The organism is Streptosporangium amethystogenes subsp. fukuiense, from assembly GCF_042665875.1.
Lineage (GTDB): Bacteria > Actinomycetota > Actinomycetes > Streptosporangiales > Streptosporangiaceae > Streptosporangium > Streptosporangium fukuiense.
Genome location: NZ_JBHTEE010000001.1, coordinates 10,007,995 through 10,027,184, shown reverse-complemented (window position 1 = coordinate 10,027,184; position 19,190 = coordinate 10,007,995). Strand labels below are relative to the sequence as shown.

Below are 19,190 nucleotides of genomic sequence, written 5' to 3'. Positions count from 1 at the left end.
ACGCCTCAGCCGGCGCGGTCCTGTCCGCCGCGCAGGAAGCCGAGCACACGCTCCCTGACGGCATGCCCGCCGATGTCGGACAGCGGGTCGTGGCCCGCGCCGGGAACCTCCAGGTAGGTCACCGGCTCGGCGTCGGCTCGGCGGGTTCGCCGCAACCGCTCGTGCAGGCGGCGGGAGTGGCCGACCGGGATGATCGGGTCGTGCTCGCCGTGCACGATGAGCAGCGGCAGCCGGATGCGGTCGGCCAGCCGGAGCAGGTCGCGCGGCCCGAGGTCGTCATCGTGGATCTCCTCGCACCCGCCCAGCCGGTCGATCAGGTTGCGGACCGAGGCCGGCCCGTCCTCGTAGAGCAGCCGGCCGGACAGGAACGGCGCGACGGCCACGGCTCGCTCCCACAGGTCCGGCTCCGCCGCCGCGGCCAGCAGTGCCAGGTATCCGCCGTAGCTCGCGCCGTAGAGCATGGGCCGCGGCCGGCCCGGGCCGCGCCCGGCCGCCAGGTGGCGGCCCAGCCGCAGGATGTCGGCGAGGTCGGGACCGCCCCAGACACCCTGGATGCCCTCGCGGTGTGCCGCGCCGTAGCCGGTGCTGCCCCGCTGGTTGGGCGCCACCACCGCGATCTCCTCGGCGGCCAGGCGCTGGAACAGCGGGTCGAAGCTGAGCTGCCACGCGGCCTCGGGGCCGCCGTGCAGCGCCACCACCAGGCGCGGGTCGTCGGCCGGATCGCCGTACACGACGGCCTCCGTGCTGCCCGCCGGCGCCGGATACTCCCTCGCCCGCGGCGAGGCCCACCCGGACCAGTGCTCGCCGGTCGCGGCGAGGACGCGCGGCCGGGACGGGTCCGGGATCGTGATGACGCCCGTCGGGCGGTCGGCGGCGCTGTGCACCAGATGCAGGCCGGCGTCGGACCAGTGGGCCATCGGATGCAGGGCGCCGGGCGGCAGCTCGATCTCGCCGGGGGCGTCCGCCGTCAGATCATGGACCAGCAGGTGGGAGCGGGCACGGCGGGTGACCGACAGGGCCAGGAGCCGCCCGGTGGGGTCCAGCGCCAGCGGGGCCACGCTGCCCTCGACGGCGTTCAGCCGGTCCGGGAAGACCGTCGGCGCCGGGTCGCCGAGGCGGCGCACGCCGAGCCGGTAGCCGCCACCGCTCGGCGCGGCGGTCAGCAGCACCCCGCCGCGGGGCGCGGCCAGCAGCAGGTGCTCGCCGTCGGGCAGGCCGAGGGACGTGATGGTGCCGCGCGCCAGATCCAGGACCACGGTGCCCGCACCCGGATCGGCGGCGGCCAGCGCCAGGGTGTGCCCGCGCTCGTCGAGCCAGACCGCTCCGCCGATCGGGTGCGGCACCCGGGTGATCTGTTCCGGCGGCACGGCCCCGCCGGGCAGGCGCCACACCGCGGTGCCCCCCTCCCCGTCCATCTCCAGCACCAGGGTGGAAGTCCGTGCCGTGCCGGGGAGGAGCCGCAGACCGCCTCTTCGGACGGCGATCAGCTCGGTCTCCTCGACCGGCCGCCCGCCCTCGGCACGGGACTCGGCGAAGGTGAGCCGCGAGCCGTAGGCGCCGGACCGGCACAGCAGCAGGCCGCCGTCGTCCGTGGGCAGCGGCACGCTCGCCGCGGTCTCGCCGTCCCGGGTGCGCACCGCCCGAGGCCGGGGCTCGGGACCGGTGAGGTCCCACAGCTCCGGATACATCGCGGGGTCGCGGTCGTCGGCGGCCAGGCAGGCGGCATACCTCCCTCCGGGGGAGAAACGGAAGTTCAGCCGGTGGACGAACGACCGCTGCCGCCCGTCGGCCGCCGCGGCGGCCGGGCTCACCGTCTCGGAGGTCATCACGCCTCGCCGCCGCGCGTCCACACCTCGGCGCCCGTCTCGGCCATCCACCGGCGCGGACCGCCGTGCCGCAGCCGGTGCAGGAAGTCCAGTACCCCGGCCAGCCCGGTGTTCCAGGCGACGGAGATGTCCTCGCCGGAGAGCTCGTCGGGCACCACCATGAGCCCGTCGCGCAGGACGGCGCGTGCCCACAGGGACGCCGCCAGTTCCTCCGCCTGGTCGTGGTAGGCGCGCTCGCCGAGCAGGTCGGCCATGTCCAGCAGGAACTGTCCGTCGCCGGCGATCCCGTGACACGCGGCCGTCCCCGAGGCCAGCCGGCTGCCGTGGACGGCCAGCGCGGCCGCGTGGGCGGCGTCCCGGAAGCGCTGGTCCCCGGTCGCCGCGTACAGACGCACCAGGTAGGTACCGACGCCGGAGGAGCCGTTGCACCAGTGCGGCAGCTTCGCCCCGCCGCCCGGGCCCTCGGCCCACCAGGCGCTCTCCCCGTGGTAGTCGGCCACGCCGAGCAGGGTCTCCCCGGCGAGCAGGGCGGTCTCCAGGCAGTCGTCCCGGTCGAGCGCGACCCCGGCGGCCAGCAGGTACGCGCCGACCCCGGCGACGCCGTGCGCGAAGCCGTAGTGCTCCGCACCCGCCAGCGCGGAGGCGAAGTCCGCGGGGATGGGCCACAGTATGCCGTCCGGGGTCCGCCGCGCCGCCTTGAGCAGGCCATCGGCGCAAGCGTCCGCCTGGTCCCGGAAGCGTGTGTCGCCGGTGGCGCGCCACAGGTGCAGCAGGGCCGTCCCCGTCCCGGCCGCGCCATGGCAGATGTCCGGGTTGGGCCAGGCGACCGGCAGGTCCAGCCCCAGCTCCACACCGGCGGTGCGCAGGCTCTCCTTGTCGAGCGCGCGGCCGGCGTCGTGCAGGGCCACGGCGATGCCCGCCCGGCCGAAGTACAGCCCCGGGGAGGGGCGCTGCTCGCGCGCCAGCCGCCGCACCGTCCAGTCCGCCGCGTCCAGCAGGGCAGCGGTCAGGCTGGCCCGGGTGTCCGGCGGCAGCGCGCCGTCCGCCCGGGCGGGGTCCAGCACGGCGGCCCACAGCGCCATCACCCCGGCGGAGCCGTACTGGACGGCGCACGGGTCGGAGGTCAGGCCGAAGCCCCAGTTGGGCCACAGGCGGGCGACCGGCTGCTCACCGCTGCCGGGTGACATGGTGCGTAACGTGTAGGTGAGCCCGTCGTGGAGCAGACGGTCCTGCTCGGCCGCGCCCAGGCGGAAGCCGGCGGTCCGGGTAGCGGGCCCCAGGGCGGCGACGTCCACGTTCTCCAGGAACTCCCGCACCCGCGGCAGGTCCCAGCGCTGCGCGGGATCCTCGCGCATCAGGCCCAGGATCAGCGGGGACAGCGCGGTGGCCAGCGGGTCACCCGCGGCCGCCACCCGCACCACCGTCTCCACCCGCTCGTCCCAGGACCGCGCGTCGGCGGGCCGGTCCCGCAGGTGGGGCGGCTGGCAGGAGGTGGCCGTGAACAACGTCGTCGCCCCGAGCGCGTACAGGTCGGCCTCCACGCCGAGTGCGGGAGCGTACAGGGCGGAGTTCACCTGCTCGGGCGGCGCGTAACCGGGAGTGAACGCGCGCCCGGCCACCGTGCCGGGCACGGCGGCCATCTCCAGGTCGATCAGGCGGCAGTCGCCGTCCTCCGTCACCATGATGTTGTTGGGCGTCAGGTCACGCAGCACATGGCCCTGTTCGTGCACGACGGCGACCAGCGTGGCCATCCGGCGCAGGACGCCCAGCACGGCGCCGGGCCGGTCGTCCTTGGAGGCCTCCCAGCCGTTCAGCGGGGTGCCCGCGATGTGTTCCTGCGCCAGGAACAGGTTGTCGTTCTGTTCGAAGAGGAGCACCTTGCGCGCCGTGACGCCCAGCGGTCCGAAGATCTCCAGCATGCGCGCCTCGTGGCGCATCCGGTCCCGCTCGTCGGTGCCGTCGAGCCCGGCGCCCAGGTGTGGACGCGCCTGCTTGATCACCACCTGGCCGTCGTCCGCGCGGTCCTCCGCCAGGAACACCCCGCCCTTGGCGCCGTGCCGGATGGCCTCGCGCACCACGAACCGATCGGCCAGCAGCACCGCCTGCGGCGCCGTGGTCCGCACCGGAGCCTGACCCGACTCGAAGGGACACTCCGCCCAGGCCGGCGGGGAGTACCACGCGTTGCGCTCATCGAGCGCCTGGGTACCGTCGGGCGCGGTCAGCCGGGAGGCGTAGGAGCCGTCGTTGTCGAGCACGCTGGGCGCCGAGAACACCCCCAGGCGGTAGTAGACCAGGCTGCCCGGCCGGTAGATCCGGTCGGAGAGGATCGGCGCGCCCGGCAGGCCGTAGGTGGCCTCGTGCAGTTCCTCCGCGATCTCCACCGCGCTCGCGTCGTCGGGCGGGTAGACCGTGATGAACTTGCCCACCGACCCACGGTCCTGGTTGCGCGCCACGAGCCGGCCCAGTTCGTCGAGGTCGGTGGCGTACTTGAAGGGGCAACGGCGGCGCCCCAGCACCCGCACCGCGCGCGCCAGCACCACCGAAGCCGACAACGGCGTCGCCGCCACATGCAGCTTCCAACCCTGCGCCCGCGTGGTCGCGCCGGCCGGAGTCACGTACGTCCAGGGCGAATCAACGTGGAAATCCCAGTCCGGGACGCCATCGATCCCGGGCATCGAGTCCCTACCACCCGCTATGCGGCGCAATGTCGCACGGGCGATGTCCTCCAGGACGTAACGGTCTGCGCCGGAGACGCCGTCCCCCGCCGAGCCACGTTCACTCACGACGCCGAATCTCCATTCGTGTTCTCCGGCATGGGCCGGTGCCGAGCCATTGGTGTGATCCTCCGGACGCGGGCCAGCCTGTCAGCGGCGCCTAATGGTGGTCTTAAGGTCTCCACGCCCGTGGGCCGGCCAGTGCCGGGGTGCGCGTTAAGAGCGGCTAAGCGGCCGGTAAGAACCCCTCGATTGTCTTCGGCATCGTCAGGAACACACCAGCAACTCCCCGAACCCCAGAGGAGAGGTCGTTGAGCACCAAGTTGGACGAGTACGAGGCAGCGCTCGAGGAAAGCCGTCAGGGGCTCACGGTCGATCCGGCCATAGCCCCACTGTTCTCCGTCGGCTGCGAGGACCGGCTTTTCGCACGGTGGATGCTGCGGTACAACGCACACGGCGTTCACATGACGCATGACGTCGAGCGCTGGATCGCCGGTGCGGGCGAACGGTGCGCCGAGCTGGGCATGGACCGGCTCGGAAAGGCGCTCAAGGCGCATGCCCGCGCGGAGGCCGGTCACGACCGGATGATGGTCGACGACACGAAGGCCATCGCGAACTGGTGGGAGGAGCGCTTTGGCGGCCCTGTCGACGCCGACGCGCTCCTCGCCCAGCCTCCGCTGGCCAGCGCCGGCTTCTACGGCAAGCTCCACGAGCAGGTCATCGCCGGTCCCGTGCCGTTCGCCCAGCTCGCCATCGAATACGAGATCGAACGGCTCTCGATCACCATCGGACCCATCCTGCAGGCCAACTGCCGGCGGATCTTCGGCCCCGACACCTCCTGCTACAGCTTCCTGGCAGAGCACGTGGAACTTGACGCCGGCCACACCGCCTTCAACCAACGCCAGCTCGACGGCATCCTGACGGAATCCCCCGAGCATCTGGGCACGATGGTGGAGACCGGCAAGGCCGCGCTGGCGTCCTACGCCGCCTTCATGGCGGAATGCATGGGGCTGGCGCAGGGCGACCTGGAAGCCGAACGGGTCAGCGCGTGAACCTCGCGTTCACCGGCGCCGCGCCGCGCCGTGCCGCCGGTGAACGCAGCGGTGTGAGCACGCACGCTCACACCGCTGAGCTACGGGTTCGCAGGCAGTCCGCCGGCGAGCCGGCCGCGGACTGGCTCGCGGAGATCCGCCGCTTCCGCGCCGAGGTCTTCTACGACCGGGGCCGCAGGCCCGGTTTCCAGGTCGGAGACGCGGAGTTCGACGATCCGCAGGATCTCGATCTCGACGCGTTCCACCTGACCGCGTACGTGCCGGACCGGGAGGAACTCGCCGCCTGCGTCCGCCTGGCGCCCCCCGGCGCAGCCGCCCGGTTCCAGGTCCGGGAGCATCTCGGCGAGCAGGCGTACACCCGGCTGCTCGCCGAGATCGGTGCCGACCCCGCCTCGCTCTTCGAGGCCGGGCGGCTCGTCGTCGCACCGTGGACGCGGGGCCGGGGACTGGGGGCGCGGATGGTGGCCGCGGTGATGGCGGCCGGCCAGGCCCTCGGCGCCTCGATCATGCTCTGCACCTCCGGTACCGACGACGGGCAGGACACGCTGTTCGGCCGCCTTGGCTGGCTCCCCTGCCCCGGCACAGAACGGTACTCCGCGCACTACCGGGACACCGTGCGCGTGCTCGCGCATCGGGTGTCCGAAGGGGCCTACGAGTTCGAGGCCGTCGCGGCGCGACTGCGGCGCCACCTCGTCGACCTGCCACGCGCCGAAGCCACTCGCGTCCCGCTGTGACATATCCGACGCCGTGCCGGGCCGCACTGCGCGGCCCGGCATCCGCCGTAACCTGAGAAAGGGCTGGGAAGCTGAGCACGCTCCCCGTTTTCAGTCCGGAATTCTTTCGAAATCCGTATCCCACCTACAAACTGCTGCGCGAAAACCACCCCGTCTGCCGCACGACCATTCCGTTCACCGATGTCGACGTCTGGCTGGTCAGCCGGTACGAGGACGTCAAGGAGTGCTTCGCCGACCCCCGCCTCAGCAGCGACTACGCGAAGGCGCCAGTCAATTTCCACAAGGCCGGACTGGCGTTCGGCGGCGACACGGTCGGGTCGCGCACCATGCTGAATCTGGATCCCCCGGACCACACCCGGATTCGGAAACTGGCGGCCGCGACCTTCACCGAACGGCGCATCGCGCAGTGGCAGACGGCCATGCGGTCGATAACGGATTCCCTCCTCGACGCCGTACCGGCGAAGGAGCCGGTGGACCTGCTGGACGCGATCGCCGCCCCGCTCGCGGTGCAGGTGATCTGCGCCGTGCTGGGGGCTCCCCCCGGTGACAGCGTCTCGCTCCGCGAGTGGGGGGACCTGATATTCACCGCCGACCCGGCCCATCGCCATCTGGCGGCCGAGGCCATGGAATCACTGATCGCGTACTCGGGCGACCTCATCGCCCACAAGAAGAAGGATCCGGGCTCCGACCTGCTGACGGAGTTGATCGAGGCGAGCCGCGGGCCTGGCCTGCTCGGCGAAGACGAACTGCTCGCCACGGTGCTCGGGCTCGTCGTGGCGGGGTACGAGTCGACCATCGCCATGGTCGGCGACATCTTCCTGGCCTTGCTGGATCACCCGGACCAGCTCGCGCTGCTCCGCCGGGACCTCGGGCTCGCCGATGCCGCGATCGAGGAGGTGCTCAGATACGACGGCCCCCAGGCGTCGTCCTTCTGGCGCTTCCCCACCGAGGACGTGAAGATCGGCGGAGTGCCGGTGGCGGCACAGGAGACGGTCCTGCTTCTCGTCGGATCCGCGCACCGCGACCCCGCTCGCTATCCGGATCCCGACAGATTCGACATCCTCCGGGAGGACAAGCGCCATCTGGCGTTCGGGCACGGCATTCACCGCTGCCTCGGCGCGCAACTGGCCCGCCGGAACACCAGGACACTCCTCACCAAGACGCTGGAACGGTTCCCGGCGATGTCGCTGGCCGTCGACCGCGCCGACATCGAGTACAAGCCGAACCTGATCGTGCGCGGGCCCGCCTTCCTGCCTCTGATTCTTGATCGCTGACCGCGCTCACGGACTCCGCCGGCCTCACCGGCGGACATCGAGACCCCGCATCACCGGCGGAGGTCTTTCCCCAACGGAAGGAAGATCACGATGGAACTCGACATCCAGGCTCTGGACATGCTCCCCGCCCAGGCGGAGAGCTCCCTTATGCCGTGCCTCGGCGTCACCTGCCTCAAGTGGAGCTGTCTCACCGACATCACCACCATCACGACCGGCCTCTAGCCCACGGCGATCCGCGTCGGCGAATCGGCGCGGATTCCCGCGAAACGTTCTCCGAAGGAGATCGACGATGGAACTCGACGTCCAGGCCCTGGACATGCTCCCCGCCCAGGAGAGCCGGCTGTACCCATGCGAAATCACCTGCTTGAAGCGCAGCTGCATCACCCTCATCACCTGCCTGAACACCAACGGTTTCTAGCGATCCGCTTGCCCGGGTCACAGCGGATTTCCGTAAAGCCGTAGGCCACGAAAGGAAAATCACGATGGAGCTCGACGTCCAGGTTCTGGACATGCTCCCCGCCCAGGCGGAGAGCCACCTTTACCCATGCGACATCACCTGCCAGAGCTACCGTTCCTGCGCCACGTTCACCTGCGGGTCCACCAACTACTAGGCCCCGCGTGACCGGCCGGCCGAGTGGCGTGTTCCCGCCAGGCGGGCACCCGTGCACCGACAAGGAAGACGGCTCGGCCGACGCGGAACGAACGCTCCGCCTGCGGTGAGGTCCACGACTTCACCGCAGGCACCATCCCCACCTCGATCGGGCCGCCCGCGTGCGGCGCGCCCGTTCGCAGCCAACTTCGAAGACGGTCGACCCCGGCCTGAGAGGGCAACCTCATGACGAAAATCCGGCCTGACGGATTTCGCAACCCCTACCCGGCGTACAGCCTGCGCCTGCCCGAGGACCTGACCGGCGTCACCCTGCGCCAGCTGGCCGTTCAGCATCGGGCGGCGGAGGAGGAGGCGGCCGGCGTGATGTCGGGCATCGTCGCCGCACTGGACGGCGCGCACGCCCCCGTGACGTACGAGCGCGCCGTCCACGTCGACGCGCTCGGTCACGTCAACGACATCGTCCTGGCGTACTGGCTGGACGCCGAGGCCGAGAAGGCATGGTCCGCCGAGCACCCGCTCGATTCCTGGGCCGACCCGGACCTGACCGCGAAAGGCGGGCCGATCGGTCTGTGGACGGAGGTGCTGCGGGCACCGGTGGATCACTTCGAGACGTCGTACTCGTACGACTCCCCGTCATGGGGTCTCGCCTCGCGGTTTCCCACGGCGCTGAACATCTACCATTCCTACTCCGGAGCGATGCGGGACCGCATCGCCGCCGCCGAAGACGGAGGGCTGGCCGGCGAGGCCGAGCCGGTGGAGACGGAGCGGGTGGATTCGGCCGGTCGTCATCTGGTCGTGGCCACGCCGGCGAACCTGTGCTTCATTCGCAGCCCGCAGGGCTGGACGCACTGCCCTGACGAGGAACGCGCCTGGTTCGAACAGCGCGTCCTGCCCGTCTACCGGCAAGGCGTCGACTACCTCACCGCCAATCCCCGAGAGGCGGGCTGCCTGTCCGCCCGCCTCGCCGACCTGACCGTGTCGAACGACACCAAGGTGCAGACCGCCACTCTGGCCTGGTTCCTGAGCCTGTCCCACCTTGAGCGGTGGACGCACAGCCATCCGACGCACCTCGCGATCTACAAGAGCGCCGGTGAGCTGATCGCCCGGTTCGCCCCCGACATCCATGTGACGCTCGGCCACGAGGTCTACGTGGTGCCGGAGGGCGCCCTCATGGAGTACCTCAACTGCCACGAGCGGACCGGCCTGCTGCCCTACTTCCCGGCGTCGATCCGGGTGCCGAGCTGACGAGAGGCCCCCGGCCCCACCCGAGGGCCGGGGACCGGAGAGTTCCCGGGGGTCCACCGCGACCACCCGGGGTCACGGCGGCGCCCACCCCGGCGCCCACCCCGGCGCCCACCCCGGCGTACAACTCGGGCAGCCGCACGGCCAGGCCGGGGTCACCGAACAACAGCTCGAAGCGCCCGAGCGTGCGCACCCGGTCGGCGAGCCGGTCCATCGAACAGGTGGGCCGGGCCCGAGGCGTTTTCGGCCTCCGCGCGGAAGCCGATGTCGTAGTGCACCGCGACGCCCGCCACCGGGCCGGAGTACTCCTCCTCGATGACGATCCGCAGCCCGCTGTGCAGCGTCACGCGTGTGATCTCGGCGGCGTTCACGAACGGGCCACCTCGCCGGAGAGCAGCAGCTGCCCGGCGTCGGCCGCGTCGATCACGTCGGCGACGAGCTTGAGGTACTCGACGAGGACGTCGTGCCATTTCATGTAGGCGGCGAAGTCGTGCAGGTGGGTCAGGAAACGCAGCGCGGCCATCCTGCCCACGGCGGCGAGGTCCAGGGCGGCGGTGTAGCCCTCCAGGACGCGGCCGATGAACATGTCGAAGTCGAAGTCCCGGCGCCCGCCGAATCGGCTGATCGAGGCGCGAAGCTCCACCAGCTCGCCGATGATCCACCCCACGTCGGACTCCGGCGGACCGGCGGCCAGGTTCTCACCGGTCAGCAGGCCGCCGTCCATGTCGGAGGTCAGGGGCAGGAGAATGCCCAGGCTGGGACCGCCGTGCAGCAGGGCGTGCGGTGCCTCCGCCGCCGGGACGCACCACGCCGCCACCGTGGCCATCCGGTCCCGGCCCAGCATCTCGGTCGCGCGGCGGTGCAGATCGGGTGCGGCGCCGGGCCCCAGCCCGCCCCGCAGCCAGGAGAGCAGCCGCAGCAGGCCGTCGGGGAGCGGTAGATCGGCCTGCGGCAGGGGGACGGCGTGCAACCGGGCGAGGGCCGCGCCGGTCTCCGCGAAGGTGTCCGCCGCGATCCGCGCGATGTCGGTGTCGCTCCCGCCCGACCTCGGACCGAGGATCATGGCCGCGAGCGACCGGGCCTGGCCGGTCCGGTACGTCACGCCGGTGGCGTCCGCCCGCTCCGGAAGCGTGAACCCGACCCGCCCGCGGGCCGCGATCCGGACGGCGTCCAGGACGGCGGGATCCGGTGTGCGCAGCGCGCCGCCCCTGTGCGGCCCGGGACGCCGGGTCCACCGGTAGTCCCCCTCGGCCGACGGGGCGATCGTGGTCAGCACGTATCCCGTGCCGTAGGACTCGGCGGCTCGACTCATTGGTGCTCCTTCCCGCGCGTGGCGCGCAGCTCCGCCAGTCGTTCGATCAGGGTGGGAAGCGGGGCGGCCCCCAGGGCGTCCCGTCCTCGGGTGTGGGTGCTCAGGACCGGCAGGGGGTCGACGACCACGACGTTGGGCCGGCCCTCGATCGCCGTACGGTGCTGCCGGTAGGCGTACGAGTGGGTGGCTCCCGGCGGCAGGGCAGGCGCGATCCCGATCAGCGCGGAGGTGCACTGGAGCGCCAGCAGCATGGGGGTGTCGGCGAGACCGTTGGCGAACCTGCCCAGGAAGTGATAGGTCGCCGGGTAGACCATCACGGTGTCGGGCCAGCCGGCGTAGTCCACGTGCGGTGATTCCGGCTCCGGAGCATCCGGCCAGGCGTCGAGGGGCACGTCCTTGCCGATGAGGCCCGCGACGGCCTGCCTGCTGACGAACCGCTCCGCGTTTCTGGTGACCACCACCCGGACGTCCAGGCTTCGGTAGGAGTGCCGCAGCCAGTTGAGCCAGTACGGCAGGAAGGCGGCGCCGAGCGAGCCGGTGGCGAGGATGAGCAGGCGCTCGGCGTGGAACGGCGGCGGGCCCTGGGGCCGCCCGGGCTCACTCATCGGCGTCCGCCATGGCGTGGAGCAGGCACTCGGCGTCCGCGAGCGCCGCCCGGAACCCCTCGGTCCCCGCGACGCCGGCGAGATTGAGGATGATCTCGTCGACGCCCGCCTCGCGGTATCCGTGCAGCCGCTCGACGACCTCCTCCGGCGTGCCGTACACGTAGACACCCGCCTCGACCAGGGCCGCGGCGCCGGCACGCGGGTCGGCCGGGTCGGCGGGCACCCCGGCCCGGCGGAGCATGTCGGTGTAGTGCGGGGCCCGCAGATGGTCCGCGGCCGCGCTGTGCGCGAGTCTGCGGGGATCGCGACCGGGGCCGGCCAGTGCCACATGCACGACGGTCGCGACGCGGGGCGGCGTGCCGCGGCCCGCGGCTCCGGCGGCCAGGGCGGGAAGCAGCGTGTCCCGGACGTAGTGGGGCGGCGTCATCCAGGTGATGGCCACGTCGGCGACGGCGCCCGCCGCCCGCGCCATGCCCGGCCGGATGACGCCCAGACCCACCTCGACGGGCGGGTGGTGCATCGGGGGCAGCCCGGTGGTGGCGACGCAGGCCTCGCAGGCGTGCTCGACGGTGCCGCCGTCGAGGAAGGCGCGCACCGCTCGGGCGTACCCGGCCGCAGCCGCGGCCGGCCTGTGGTAGGGCGCGCCGCGCAGCGCCCGGACCAGGTCCGGGGTCGCGGCGCCGTATCCGGCGACCACCGGCCGGCCGGTGAGCGCCGCCAGGCTGCGCGCCTGCACGGCCGCCTCCATCGGGTGTCGCAGCGGCATCAGCGTCACGCTCAGCCCGCACGGCACCCTGATCCCCCGGCCCGCCAGGTAGGCGATCGTCTGATGCGTCTCGGTCAGCACGGATTGTCCCAGCCAGAGTCGGCCGGCCAGCCCGCTCATCACCAGCTCTCCGAACGGCACGACCGTGTCGGGGCTCGTGTGCTGGAGCGGGAACAGCAGCCCGGGCGCCATGGACCCCCTCGTTTCCTGAAGCCTTGGCGGTGCCGCGGGTCACCGTCGGGTGCCCGCGACACCGACACCGTCACCTGAATCCGTCAGCAGCTGGACTCAATGGTGTACGCGATGTAGCAGATGTGTGCGGTGAGGTAGCTCGTCCGCGGCCAGGCGCCGGGAGCGTCGCTCCCGGGGACCGCGGCGACCTCGGCGAGCGAGGTGTACGCCTCGGCACCTTCCATCAGCAGCTCAGTGGACATGTATGTCACCTCCTTTCCTGGTTCTCGTAGGGTCCGGGCCCGGGTTCGGGCCCGGAGGTCTCGAAGGGCAGCGTCGGCGAGCCGAGGTTGCGGTACACAGCGCCGGGTTCGACCCCGGCGGCCCGCAGCGCCTCGCGCACCGCGTCGTCCCGGTCTCCGCCGTGCTCGGCGTGGACCAGCAGCCCGGCCGCGATGGCGTGCGAGCGGTGCTCGCCGAAGCTGAGCCTGCGGGTCCCGGGCCGCGGATCCTGAGGCTCCCACGCCCAGCCGATGCCGCCGCCGAGCGCGGCGACATAGGCGGACAGATCCTGGCGCAGCCCGCCGGTCGCGGTGGCCGCCGCGCCGATCTCCGGCACCGCGTGCCAGGCACGGCGTCCCAGGTAGACCACGATGCTGTCGCGGCGCGGATACAGATCGCGGGCGGAGAGCACCTTGGCCCGGTAGGGGAGTCGCAGCTTCTCCAGCCGTTCGAGCACCGCACCCCACAGGGCGGGGGCGGCGTCGGCCGTCTCGGCGCCCAGGTACAGCCGCAGACACGCGTCCTCCTCCAGGCCATGCCCCGCCGAGCCGCTCACCAGCAGGAACCCGGGCGAGACCGTCGGCTGGACGGCCGGCAGGCCGACCCGGCGAGCCGGCCCAGCGGGGGTGGCGACCTCGTCGCCGAGCCGGGACTCGGGGATTCGCACGCGCACCCCGTTCAGCCGGACCACGCCGGGCGCTCCGGGCTCCACCATGGCCAGGGCCGGGGAGTCGTGGTGCGGGACCACGGCGCGCAGCCGGTGCTCGAAGTCCGGGTCGCGCAGCGACTTGTGCCGCGGTCCTTCCGTGGGCTCGCGGCCGGTGTGGAAGGCGTCGTACAGCGCGTCGGCCAGCGCGCTGCGCAGCACCTTGGGGCCCTCGGCGGTGATCTCGCGGCCGTCGACGGTGGCCGAGGTGAGATCCGCGTCGATACGCACCCGGTCCAGCGATTGCTTCATCGTTCCTCTCCCAGGCCCAGCGTGGTGGTGAGCTCGGCGGGGCGGAGCAGGGCGGTGCGGCCGACGCCGGCCACCGCGCGTTCCAGGGCGCTCAGCCGACCGCGCTGGTGGGCCGCGACGATGATCCGGTCGATCAGGTGCCATCCGGCGAAGGCCGTCGCCCGAGCCGCCAGCTCGTGGTCGTCGCGGGCCGCGGGCCGGGCCTCGAGGTAGCCGGTCCAGAACGCCTCGACGTAGGGGCGCAGGGCCTCGAAGCGGCGGGCGCCGTTGGCGATGACCTCGCGTTCGCTCATGCCGTCCTCCGGGCCGGCCATGCCGAGCACGCCGCGGTAGAGCCATTCGCCGGCGAAGGCGCCCACGTCCCGTGCGGCATCGGCGAGCCGGGCCTCTTCCCAGTCGGTCAGGTACAGCGTGCCGTCGTGGTGGAGGAACTGGTCGAGCCGCAGGTCGCCGTGGACCAGGACGTGCGGGCCGTGGCTTTCCCGGTCGCACAGGTCGCCGATCGCCTTGGTGATCACAGGATCGCTGTGCAGGATCGCCCACGCCTCCAGCTCCGCGCCACTGGCGGCGGTATAGACCTCAAGCGGCAGGGCCACCAGGCGGTCGCGCGGCGGCAGCGGCGGCTCGGAGGTGTCCGCCTCGATGGGCCGCGGCGCGCTGAGGGTGTGGAGCGTTCCGACCTGGATCCCCGCGGCGTGGGCGAGGTCCCAGGTGAAAGCGTCCTCCCCGGCGAGGTCGGCTCCGCTGTCCGCGTCTTGCAGCAGCGTGAAGGCCAGCAGTCCGGAGGCGTCGTCACCGCCCAGGAAACGGGGCGCGTTGATCACCGGGTGCGCGTCGAGCGCCATGCCCATCGCCCTCGTGCGGTCCACCCTCCGGCGGACCTGCTCCGCCTCCCCGATGGTCCGCTTGACGAAGACGGGGACGCCGGCGTCGGTCACGCCCGCCCAGGTGTCGTTGCGGCCGAAGAACGCGGTGACCATGTCCTCGCGCAGAACTCCGAGTTGGAGCGCCGTGAGGAACTCCGCGACCTCCGGGACCTGGTCGAGCGGAACCGGGATCGGCTTCGGCCCCTCACTCACGGCCATCACCGGCCCCCAGGTGGGAAACGCGGCACGACCGGACGCCGGTGGCCTCGCCGGTGCGCGAGCACCGGCATTCCGTAAGCATGACTGTGTCTCTTTCGAAGCCCGATGAATGACGATCGACGGCAGTGCCGCGCGGGGATGACGGGGACGAGCCCGAGGTGGGACCTGCGGCCTCGCCGCGGACTCGTCGTCGCACGCACTGCGGGGTCCGCGGCCGACGCCGTGGTGACCTCGCGTACGCGGCCGGGGGAGCACTGGCGGCGGCGGACCGCCGTCATGAACGTCCTCCCCTGCCGTTCGGCGTTCGTCAGCGGACGGTTTCGGCGCAGGTGTTGTTCGTCCTGCAGGTGTGGCCGCAGGTGATCTCGCAGGCGGCCAGGTGACTCTCCGCCTGGGCGGGGAGCAGGTCGAGGGCGTTGATGTCGAGTTCCATCGGGTTCGTCCTTTCTTCGGTGGGAGATCTCCGCCTGCGCCGCGGCGGCCCTCATGGCCGCCCATCGGCCGACGGAGTTCGCGGGGACGCACGGGCGTGATGGTCGCCAGGCGCGCCCTACGACGGAGTCAGTTGATGATGGAGTGCATGGAGGTGACGCCGCCGCAGGTCGCCAGGCAGGTGATCTCGCAGGCGGCCAGGTGACTCTCCGCCTGGGCGGGGAGCAGGTCGAGGGCGTTGATGTCGAGTCCCATTACCTGCCCCGTCACCTACTGGCTCGTGACCTTGCAGGTGACGGTGCAGGTGCCCTTCGGCGGGCAGGTGATCTCGCACGGGTACAGTGCGCTCACCGTCTGGGCGGGGAGCAGGTCGAGGGCGTTGATGTCGAGTTCCATCGGGTTCGTCCTTTCGTGGGAAGAGATCTCCGCTGATACCGCAGTGATCACTAGGAGAGCTGGGTGACCCCGCAGGTGAACTGCTTGCAGGTCACGTCGCAGGTGATGGTGCAGTCCCGCAGGTGCTGCTCGGCCCGACCGGGGAGCAGGTCCAGGGCGTTGATGTCGACTTCCATCTCGTTCTCCTTCCGTACGCGACCGCTCCGCCTGCGCGGCGGCCGACGCGGCGAGCTCGTCGTGAGTGAAAAGCATGGCGATAAGCGCTTAGGAATCGCTTTCGAGTGGAATGACGGTATGGTCCGGACTCTTGTCTCCGGCCCTTGTCAAAGGCGGAGATGAGCCTCACGAGAAGCGCTCCTGCTCGCCTTTTTCCTGGTCACGGCGGTGTCTGACCTGCTTACGAAGGCTAAAGGGGTTCTCACATCGTGAGATTGGGAGCGATCGGCGGACCGCCCGTCACCGCCTTCCGGTCCGCGCCGGGCAGCGGCCCGGCCGCCACATGGCGTGCTGGACCTGCAGGGCGTGTCGTGCGCTCCTTCGGAACGCCGGGGCGATGACGCCCGGGAGACCGCAGAGGGCACGTCCCAGGTGAAAATCGACGCGATCATCGGCGTTCCGCGTTCGGAGACGTATCGGTGGACACCGGTCAGGCGGGTCTACGTCGACAAGAAGGGAGGCGCCAAGAAACGCCCGCTGGGACTGACCGCGTGGTCGGACAAACTGATCGAGGAGGGAAATAAAGGGAAGGTGCAAAAAATGAGCCTGGCGAGGACGGCGCCGAGGCACCGGCCGGACGCCGGCGACTGTGGCGACGGCGCCGGGCACGACCGAAGGCGGCCGGGCTGGGGGACTTCTCCCGATCGGCAGGCCGGGACGGGCGGTGACCACCCTTCGGACCGCCGAGCCCCGGCCCCAGCCCGTATCCCCGGCCGGGAGAGCTGATCTCCAAACCGCGAGCCGCACCGTCCGACGCTCTCCTAGCTGGTGACCGCCAGGGCGAGGGGCAGCACGGCGGGGGCTCCGGCGTGGCGGAGCATGGCGGCTCCCAGGGTCATCGTCCAGCCCGTGTCGATCCGGTCGTCGACCAGCAGGAGTGGTCCCTGGGCCGAGGCGATGGCCGCGCCCAGGGCGGAGGGCATGGCGAGAGTGCCTCGGATCGCCTGGACCCGCTGCGCGCTGTTGAACTGCCGTCCCGGCGGGCCCGACCGGTAGCCGAGATCGCCCAGATAGGACAGGCGCCCCACCTGGGCCAGCCGCTCGGCCAGGCTGCGGACGAGCTGCGGGCGGCTGCTCGAGGGCACCGCGACCACGCCCACCGGGCGCTGCGCCCACTCCCAGGACGACAGCACCTTGACCATGGCGGCGAAGACGTCGTCGGGGATCGGCCCGTCGGAGGCGCCATCGGCCAGCAGGCCGCGCAGGCGGTTGCCCCAGCCGATGTCGGTGAGCCTGCCCAGCACCCGCCCCGGCTCGGCGCCCAGTTCCGGCCTGATCCGGCCCTTGAGATCGGTCAGCCCCGTCGGCCACTGCCTGCGCGCCTCGACCTCCACCCCGGGCCTGCGGAGCCGGTCGGCCGCCGAACGCACGGCCTGGGAGTCCACCTCGGGCGAGCGGTGCGCGCCGGTGCAGTTGTCGCAGCGCCCGCACGGGGCAGCGGTGTCGTCGTCCAGGCGGCGGCGGAGGAACTCCTCGCGGCAGCCGGTGGTGTCGAGGTAGTCGAGCATGGCCCGCTGCTCGGCCTCCCGCTCGGCGGCGACCCTGGCGTAGCGCGGGGCGTCGTACTCCCAGGGCTCGCCGGTGGACTCCCAGCCGCCCCTGACCCGGCGCACGGCGCCGTCGACGTCGAGGACCTTCAGCATGGTCTCCAGGCGGCTCCGGCTGAGATCCACCCGGTTCTCCAGGGCGGCCGTGGACATCACCCCGCCCTCCTCCAGCGCGGCCAGCACGGCCCGCACGACAGGCTCCGGCGGGAAGGCCAGCGAGGCGAAGTACGCCCAGATGTCGCGGTCCTCGGCGCCGGGCAGCAGGATCACCTCTGCCCGCTCGACCCCGCGGCCCGCCCTGCCGACCTGCTGGTAGTAGGCCACCGGGGACTGCGGGGCCCCGACGTGGATGACGAAGCCCAGGTCGGGTTTGTCGTAGCCCATGCCGAGCGCGGAGGTCGCGACCAGCGCCTTGATCTTGTTGTCCAGCAGCGCCTGCTCGGCGGCGAGCCGCTCGGTCTGCTCGGTCTGCCCGGAATAGGCGACCACCTCGTGGCCCTGTTCACGCAGGTAGGCGGCGATCTCCTGGGCGGCGGCCACGGTGAGCGTGTAGACGATGCCGGAACCTGGGAGCTCGTGCAGCGTGCTCGCGAGCCAGGCCAGGCGCTGCTCGGCGCCGCCCAGGCGCACGACCCCGAGATGGAGGCTGTCGCGCTCCAGCGCGCCGCGCAGCACCAGCGTCTCCTCGCCCATCTGCTCGGCGACGTCGCGGGTGACCCTGGCGTTGGCCGTGGCGGTGGTCGCGAGGATCGGCACGCCCTCGGTGAGTTCCCCGAACAGCGTGCGCAGCCGCCGGTAGTCGGGACGGAAGTCGTGGCCCCAGTCAGAGATGCAGTGCGCCTCGTCGACCACGATCAGGCCCGCGCTCTCGGCCAGCTCGGGCAGCACGTGGTCTCGGAAGTCGGGGTTGTTGAGCCGCTCGGGGCTGACCAGCAGCACGTCGACCTCACCCTCGGCGACCTGGTTGTAGACCTGCTCCCACTCCTCGGGGTTGGCCGAGTTGATCGTGACCGCGTTGATCCCGGCACGCTCGGCGGCGGCGATCTGGTTGCGCATCAGGGCCAGCAGCGGGGACACGATGACGGTGGGCCCCTCACCCAGCTCGCGCAGGAGCGCGGTGGCGATGAAGTAGACAGCCGACTTGCCCCAGCCGGTGCGCTGCACCACGAGCACCCGACGCCGGTCCATGACCAGTGCCCTGATGGCCGACCACTGGTCCTCGCGCAGCCGGGCGTGCTCCCCGGCGAGCGCCCGCAGCCGCCCCTCGGCCTCTTCGCGCAGCATCTGCTCTTCGCTCACCGGTCATTGGTACCAGGTCCGGCCGACTGTTTCACTACGGACTCCGGTGGCGTCCTCCGCCCGGCGGACGTCGCGCGCTGATGGCCGAACCTTGACCGACTGGCGCCGATGGCCCTCGACATGGCGCTGTTCTCCTTCGTGGAGTCGATCAGCGCGGCGAGGATCTTCCGGCACCGGGACGACCCGCCGCTCGACGCCGACCGGGAACTGCTCGCACTCGGACTGGGCGGGATCTTCCGCGCCTACCCGGAGTCGGGGGCCCATCGCGACCTCAGGTGTCACCCGTCGGACGAGACCGAGCCGGGGCCGCTGATCGTGCGTATCGAGAGCCGCCTGTACTTCGCCAACGCCCGGCGGGTGGCGGACCGGGTGAGGTCGCTCATCGAGGCCACCACCCCCGGCCCCGGGCGGCACTCCTCGACCTGACCGGCGTGCCCGGCATGGATCTCACCGCGGTGTCGGCGGCCAGGGAGTTCTACGGCCTGGTGCGACAGCACGGCATCGACCTGTGGATCGCCCTCGACAGCCTCCAGCCCCTCGAACTCCTCGGGCGTACGGGCATCGGAGGGTGGCTGTCCGGCCGGGGACGGCTGCACCCTGACGTGGAGGCCGCCGTCGCGGCCTACCGCGCCCGCGGCTCCTAGGCGCCGCCCCTTGGATCTGCCGCCC

General features: G+C 72.1%; 22 protein-coding genes and 1 pseudogene. 9 read left to right on the top strand and 14 right to left on the bottom strand.

What is annotated here, in order from left to right; all coding sequences use genetic code 11:
- Positions 1-5 precede the first annotated feature (5 nt).
- Positions 6-1,826: an alpha/beta hydrolase family protein gene (locus ACFQVD_RS44515; RefSeq protein WP_364154924.1), complete on the bottom strand. Its 1,821-nt coding sequence runs from the start codon at positions 1,824-1,826 to the stop codon at positions 6-8.
- Positions 1,826-4,609, bottom strand: a complete 2,784-nt coding sequence (gene lanL / locus ACFQVD_RS44510) for a class IV lanthionine synthetase LanL (protein ID WP_343967038.1) — start codon at positions 4,607-4,609, stop codon at positions 1,826-1,828. The genes ACFQVD_RS44515 and lanL overlap by 1 nt, the downstream gene beginning before the upstream one ends.
- Before the next feature lie 254 nt (positions 4,610-4,863).
- Between lanL and ACFQVD_RS44505 the strand changes: the two genes are divergently transcribed.
- The 7 genes from ACFQVD_RS44505 (at position 4,864) to ACFQVD_RS44475 (ending at position 9,455) form a co-directional block, all read left to right on the top strand.
- Complete coding sequence (locus ACFQVD_RS44505; protein WP_343967036.1) at positions 4,864-5,592, top strand: iron-containing redox enzyme family protein; 729 nt, start codon at positions 4,864-4,866, stop codon at positions 5,590-5,592.
- Positions 5,589-6,326 (top strand): GNAT family N-acetyltransferase, encoded by a 738-nt coding sequence (locus ACFQVD_RS44500; protein ID WP_343967034.1) that lies wholly within the window; start codon positions 5,589-5,591, stop codon positions 6,324-6,326. Before ACFQVD_RS44505 ends, ACFQVD_RS44500 begins: the two co-directional genes overlap by 4 nt.
- Before the next feature lie 326 nt (positions 6,327-6,652).
- The gene (locus tag ACFQVD_RS44495) at positions 6,653-7,600 is read left to right on the top strand and encodes a cytochrome P450 (RefSeq protein WP_343967032.1); all 948 of its coding nucleotides are present in this window, start codon (positions 6,653-6,655) and stop codon (positions 7,598-7,600) included.
- Positions 7,601-7,690: 90 nt separating this feature from the next.
- The gene (locus tag ACFQVD_RS44490; protein ID WP_343967030.1) at positions 7,691-7,822 is read left to right on the top strand and encodes an ALQxL family class IV lanthipeptide; all 132 of its coding nucleotides are present in this window, start codon (positions 7,691-7,693) and stop codon (positions 7,820-7,822) included.
- A gap of 67 nt (positions 7,823-7,889) precedes the next feature.
- Positions 7,890-8,018: an ALQxL family class IV lanthipeptide gene (locus ACFQVD_RS44485; protein ID WP_343967028.1), complete on the top strand. Its 129-nt coding sequence runs from the start codon at positions 7,890-7,892 to the stop codon at positions 8,016-8,018.
- Between the two features lie 64 nt (positions 8,019-8,082).
- Positions 8,083-8,211 (top strand): hypothetical protein, encoded by a 129-nt coding sequence (locus ACFQVD_RS44480; RefSeq protein WP_343967026.1) that lies wholly within the window; start codon positions 8,083-8,085, stop codon positions 8,209-8,211.
- A gap of 224 nt (positions 8,212-8,435) precedes the next feature.
- A complete protein-coding gene (locus ACFQVD_RS44475; RefSeq protein ID WP_343967024.1) occupies positions 8,436-9,455 on the top strand; it encodes a phenylacetaldoxime dehydratase family protein in 1,020 nt (339 codons plus the stop codon).
- 152 nt (positions 9,456-9,607) lie between these two features.
- Here ACFQVD_RS44475 and ACFQVD_RS44470 read toward each other — a convergent pair whose 3' ends face one another.
- The 12 genes from ACFQVD_RS44470 to ACFQVD_RS44415 form a co-directional block, all read right to left on the bottom strand.
- Entirely contained in the window at positions 9,608-9,823 is a 216-nt protein-coding gene (locus ACFQVD_RS44470) for a hypothetical protein (protein ID WP_343967022.1), read from the bottom strand.
- Positions 9,820-10,764: a hypothetical protein gene (locus tag ACFQVD_RS44465; RefSeq protein WP_343967020.1), complete on the bottom strand. Its 945-nt coding sequence runs from the start codon at positions 10,762-10,764 to the stop codon at positions 9,820-9,822. Before ACFQVD_RS44465 ends, ACFQVD_RS44470 begins: the two co-directional genes overlap by 4 nt.
- Positions 10,761-11,369 (bottom strand): flavoprotein, encoded by a 609-nt coding sequence (locus tag ACFQVD_RS44460; protein WP_343967017.1) that lies wholly within the window; start codon positions 11,367-11,369, stop codon positions 10,761-10,763. The genes ACFQVD_RS44465 and ACFQVD_RS44460 overlap by 4 nt, the downstream gene beginning before the upstream one ends.
- Complete coding sequence (locus ACFQVD_RS44455; protein WP_364154916.1) at positions 11,362-12,327, bottom strand: LLM class flavin-dependent oxidoreductase; 966 nt, start codon at positions 12,325-12,327, stop codon at positions 11,362-11,364. The genes ACFQVD_RS44460 and ACFQVD_RS44455 overlap by 8 nt, the downstream gene beginning before the upstream one ends.
- Positions 12,328-12,410: 83 nt before the next feature.
- On the bottom strand, positions 12,411-12,569 hold the full coding sequence (locus ACFQVD_RS44450; protein WP_343979118.1) for a hypothetical protein: 159 nt from the start codon (positions 12,567-12,569) through the stop codon (positions 12,411-12,413).
- A gap of 5 nt (positions 12,570-12,574) precedes the next feature.
- Complete coding sequence (locus ACFQVD_RS44445; RefSeq protein ID WP_343979121.1) at positions 12,575-13,546, bottom strand: T3SS effector HopA1 family protein; 972 nt, start codon at positions 13,544-13,546, stop codon at positions 12,575-12,577.
- A complete protein-coding gene (gene lxmK / locus ACFQVD_RS44440) occupies positions 13,543-14,625 on the bottom strand; it encodes a class V lanthionine synthetase subunit LxmK (RefSeq protein WP_343979124.1) in 1,083 nt (360 codons plus the stop codon). Before lxmK ends, ACFQVD_RS44445 begins: the two co-directional genes overlap by 4 nt.
- A 313-nt stretch (positions 14,626-14,938) precedes the next feature.
- Positions 14,939-15,064, bottom strand: a complete 126-nt coding sequence (locus ACFQVD_RS44435; RefSeq protein WP_343979127.1) for an ALQxL family class IV lanthipeptide — start codon at positions 15,062-15,064, stop codon at positions 14,939-14,941.
- Between the two features lie 128 nt (positions 15,065-15,192).
- Positions 15,193-15,333 (bottom strand): hypothetical protein, encoded by a 141-nt coding sequence (locus tag ACFQVD_RS44430; protein WP_343979130.1) that lies wholly within the window; start codon positions 15,331-15,333, stop codon positions 15,193-15,195.
- A complete protein-coding gene (locus ACFQVD_RS44425) occupies positions 15,334-15,459 on the bottom strand; it encodes an ALQxL family class IV lanthipeptide (RefSeq protein ID WP_343979132.1) in 126 nt (41 codons plus the stop codon).
- Between the two features lie 50 nt (positions 15,460-15,509).
- A complete protein-coding gene (locus ACFQVD_RS44420; RefSeq protein WP_343979135.1) occupies positions 15,510-15,635 on the bottom strand; it encodes an ALQxL family class IV lanthipeptide in 126 nt (41 codons plus the stop codon).
- Positions 15,636-16,436: 801 nt separating this feature from the next.
- A complete protein-coding gene (locus ACFQVD_RS44415; RefSeq protein WP_343979247.1) occupies positions 16,437-18,506 on the bottom strand; it encodes a RecQ family ATP-dependent DNA helicase in 2,070 nt (689 codons plus the stop codon).
- Between the two features lie 108 nt (positions 18,507-18,614).
- On the opposite strand from ACFQVD_RS44415, the pseudogene ACFQVD_RS44410 reads away from it, so the two are divergent.
- Both ACFQVD_RS44410 and ACFQVD_RS44405 read left to right on the top strand, forming a co-directional pair.
- Positions 18,615-18,947, top strand: a pseudogene (locus ACFQVD_RS44410) (SulP family inorganic anion transporter); the annotation flags it as partial.
- 5 nt (positions 18,948-18,952) lie between these two features.
- A complete protein-coding gene (locus ACFQVD_RS44405) occupies positions 18,953-19,165 on the top strand; it encodes a hypothetical protein (RefSeq protein ID WP_343979138.1) in 213 nt (70 codons plus the stop codon).
- Positions 19,166-19,190: the final 25 nt, after the last annotated feature.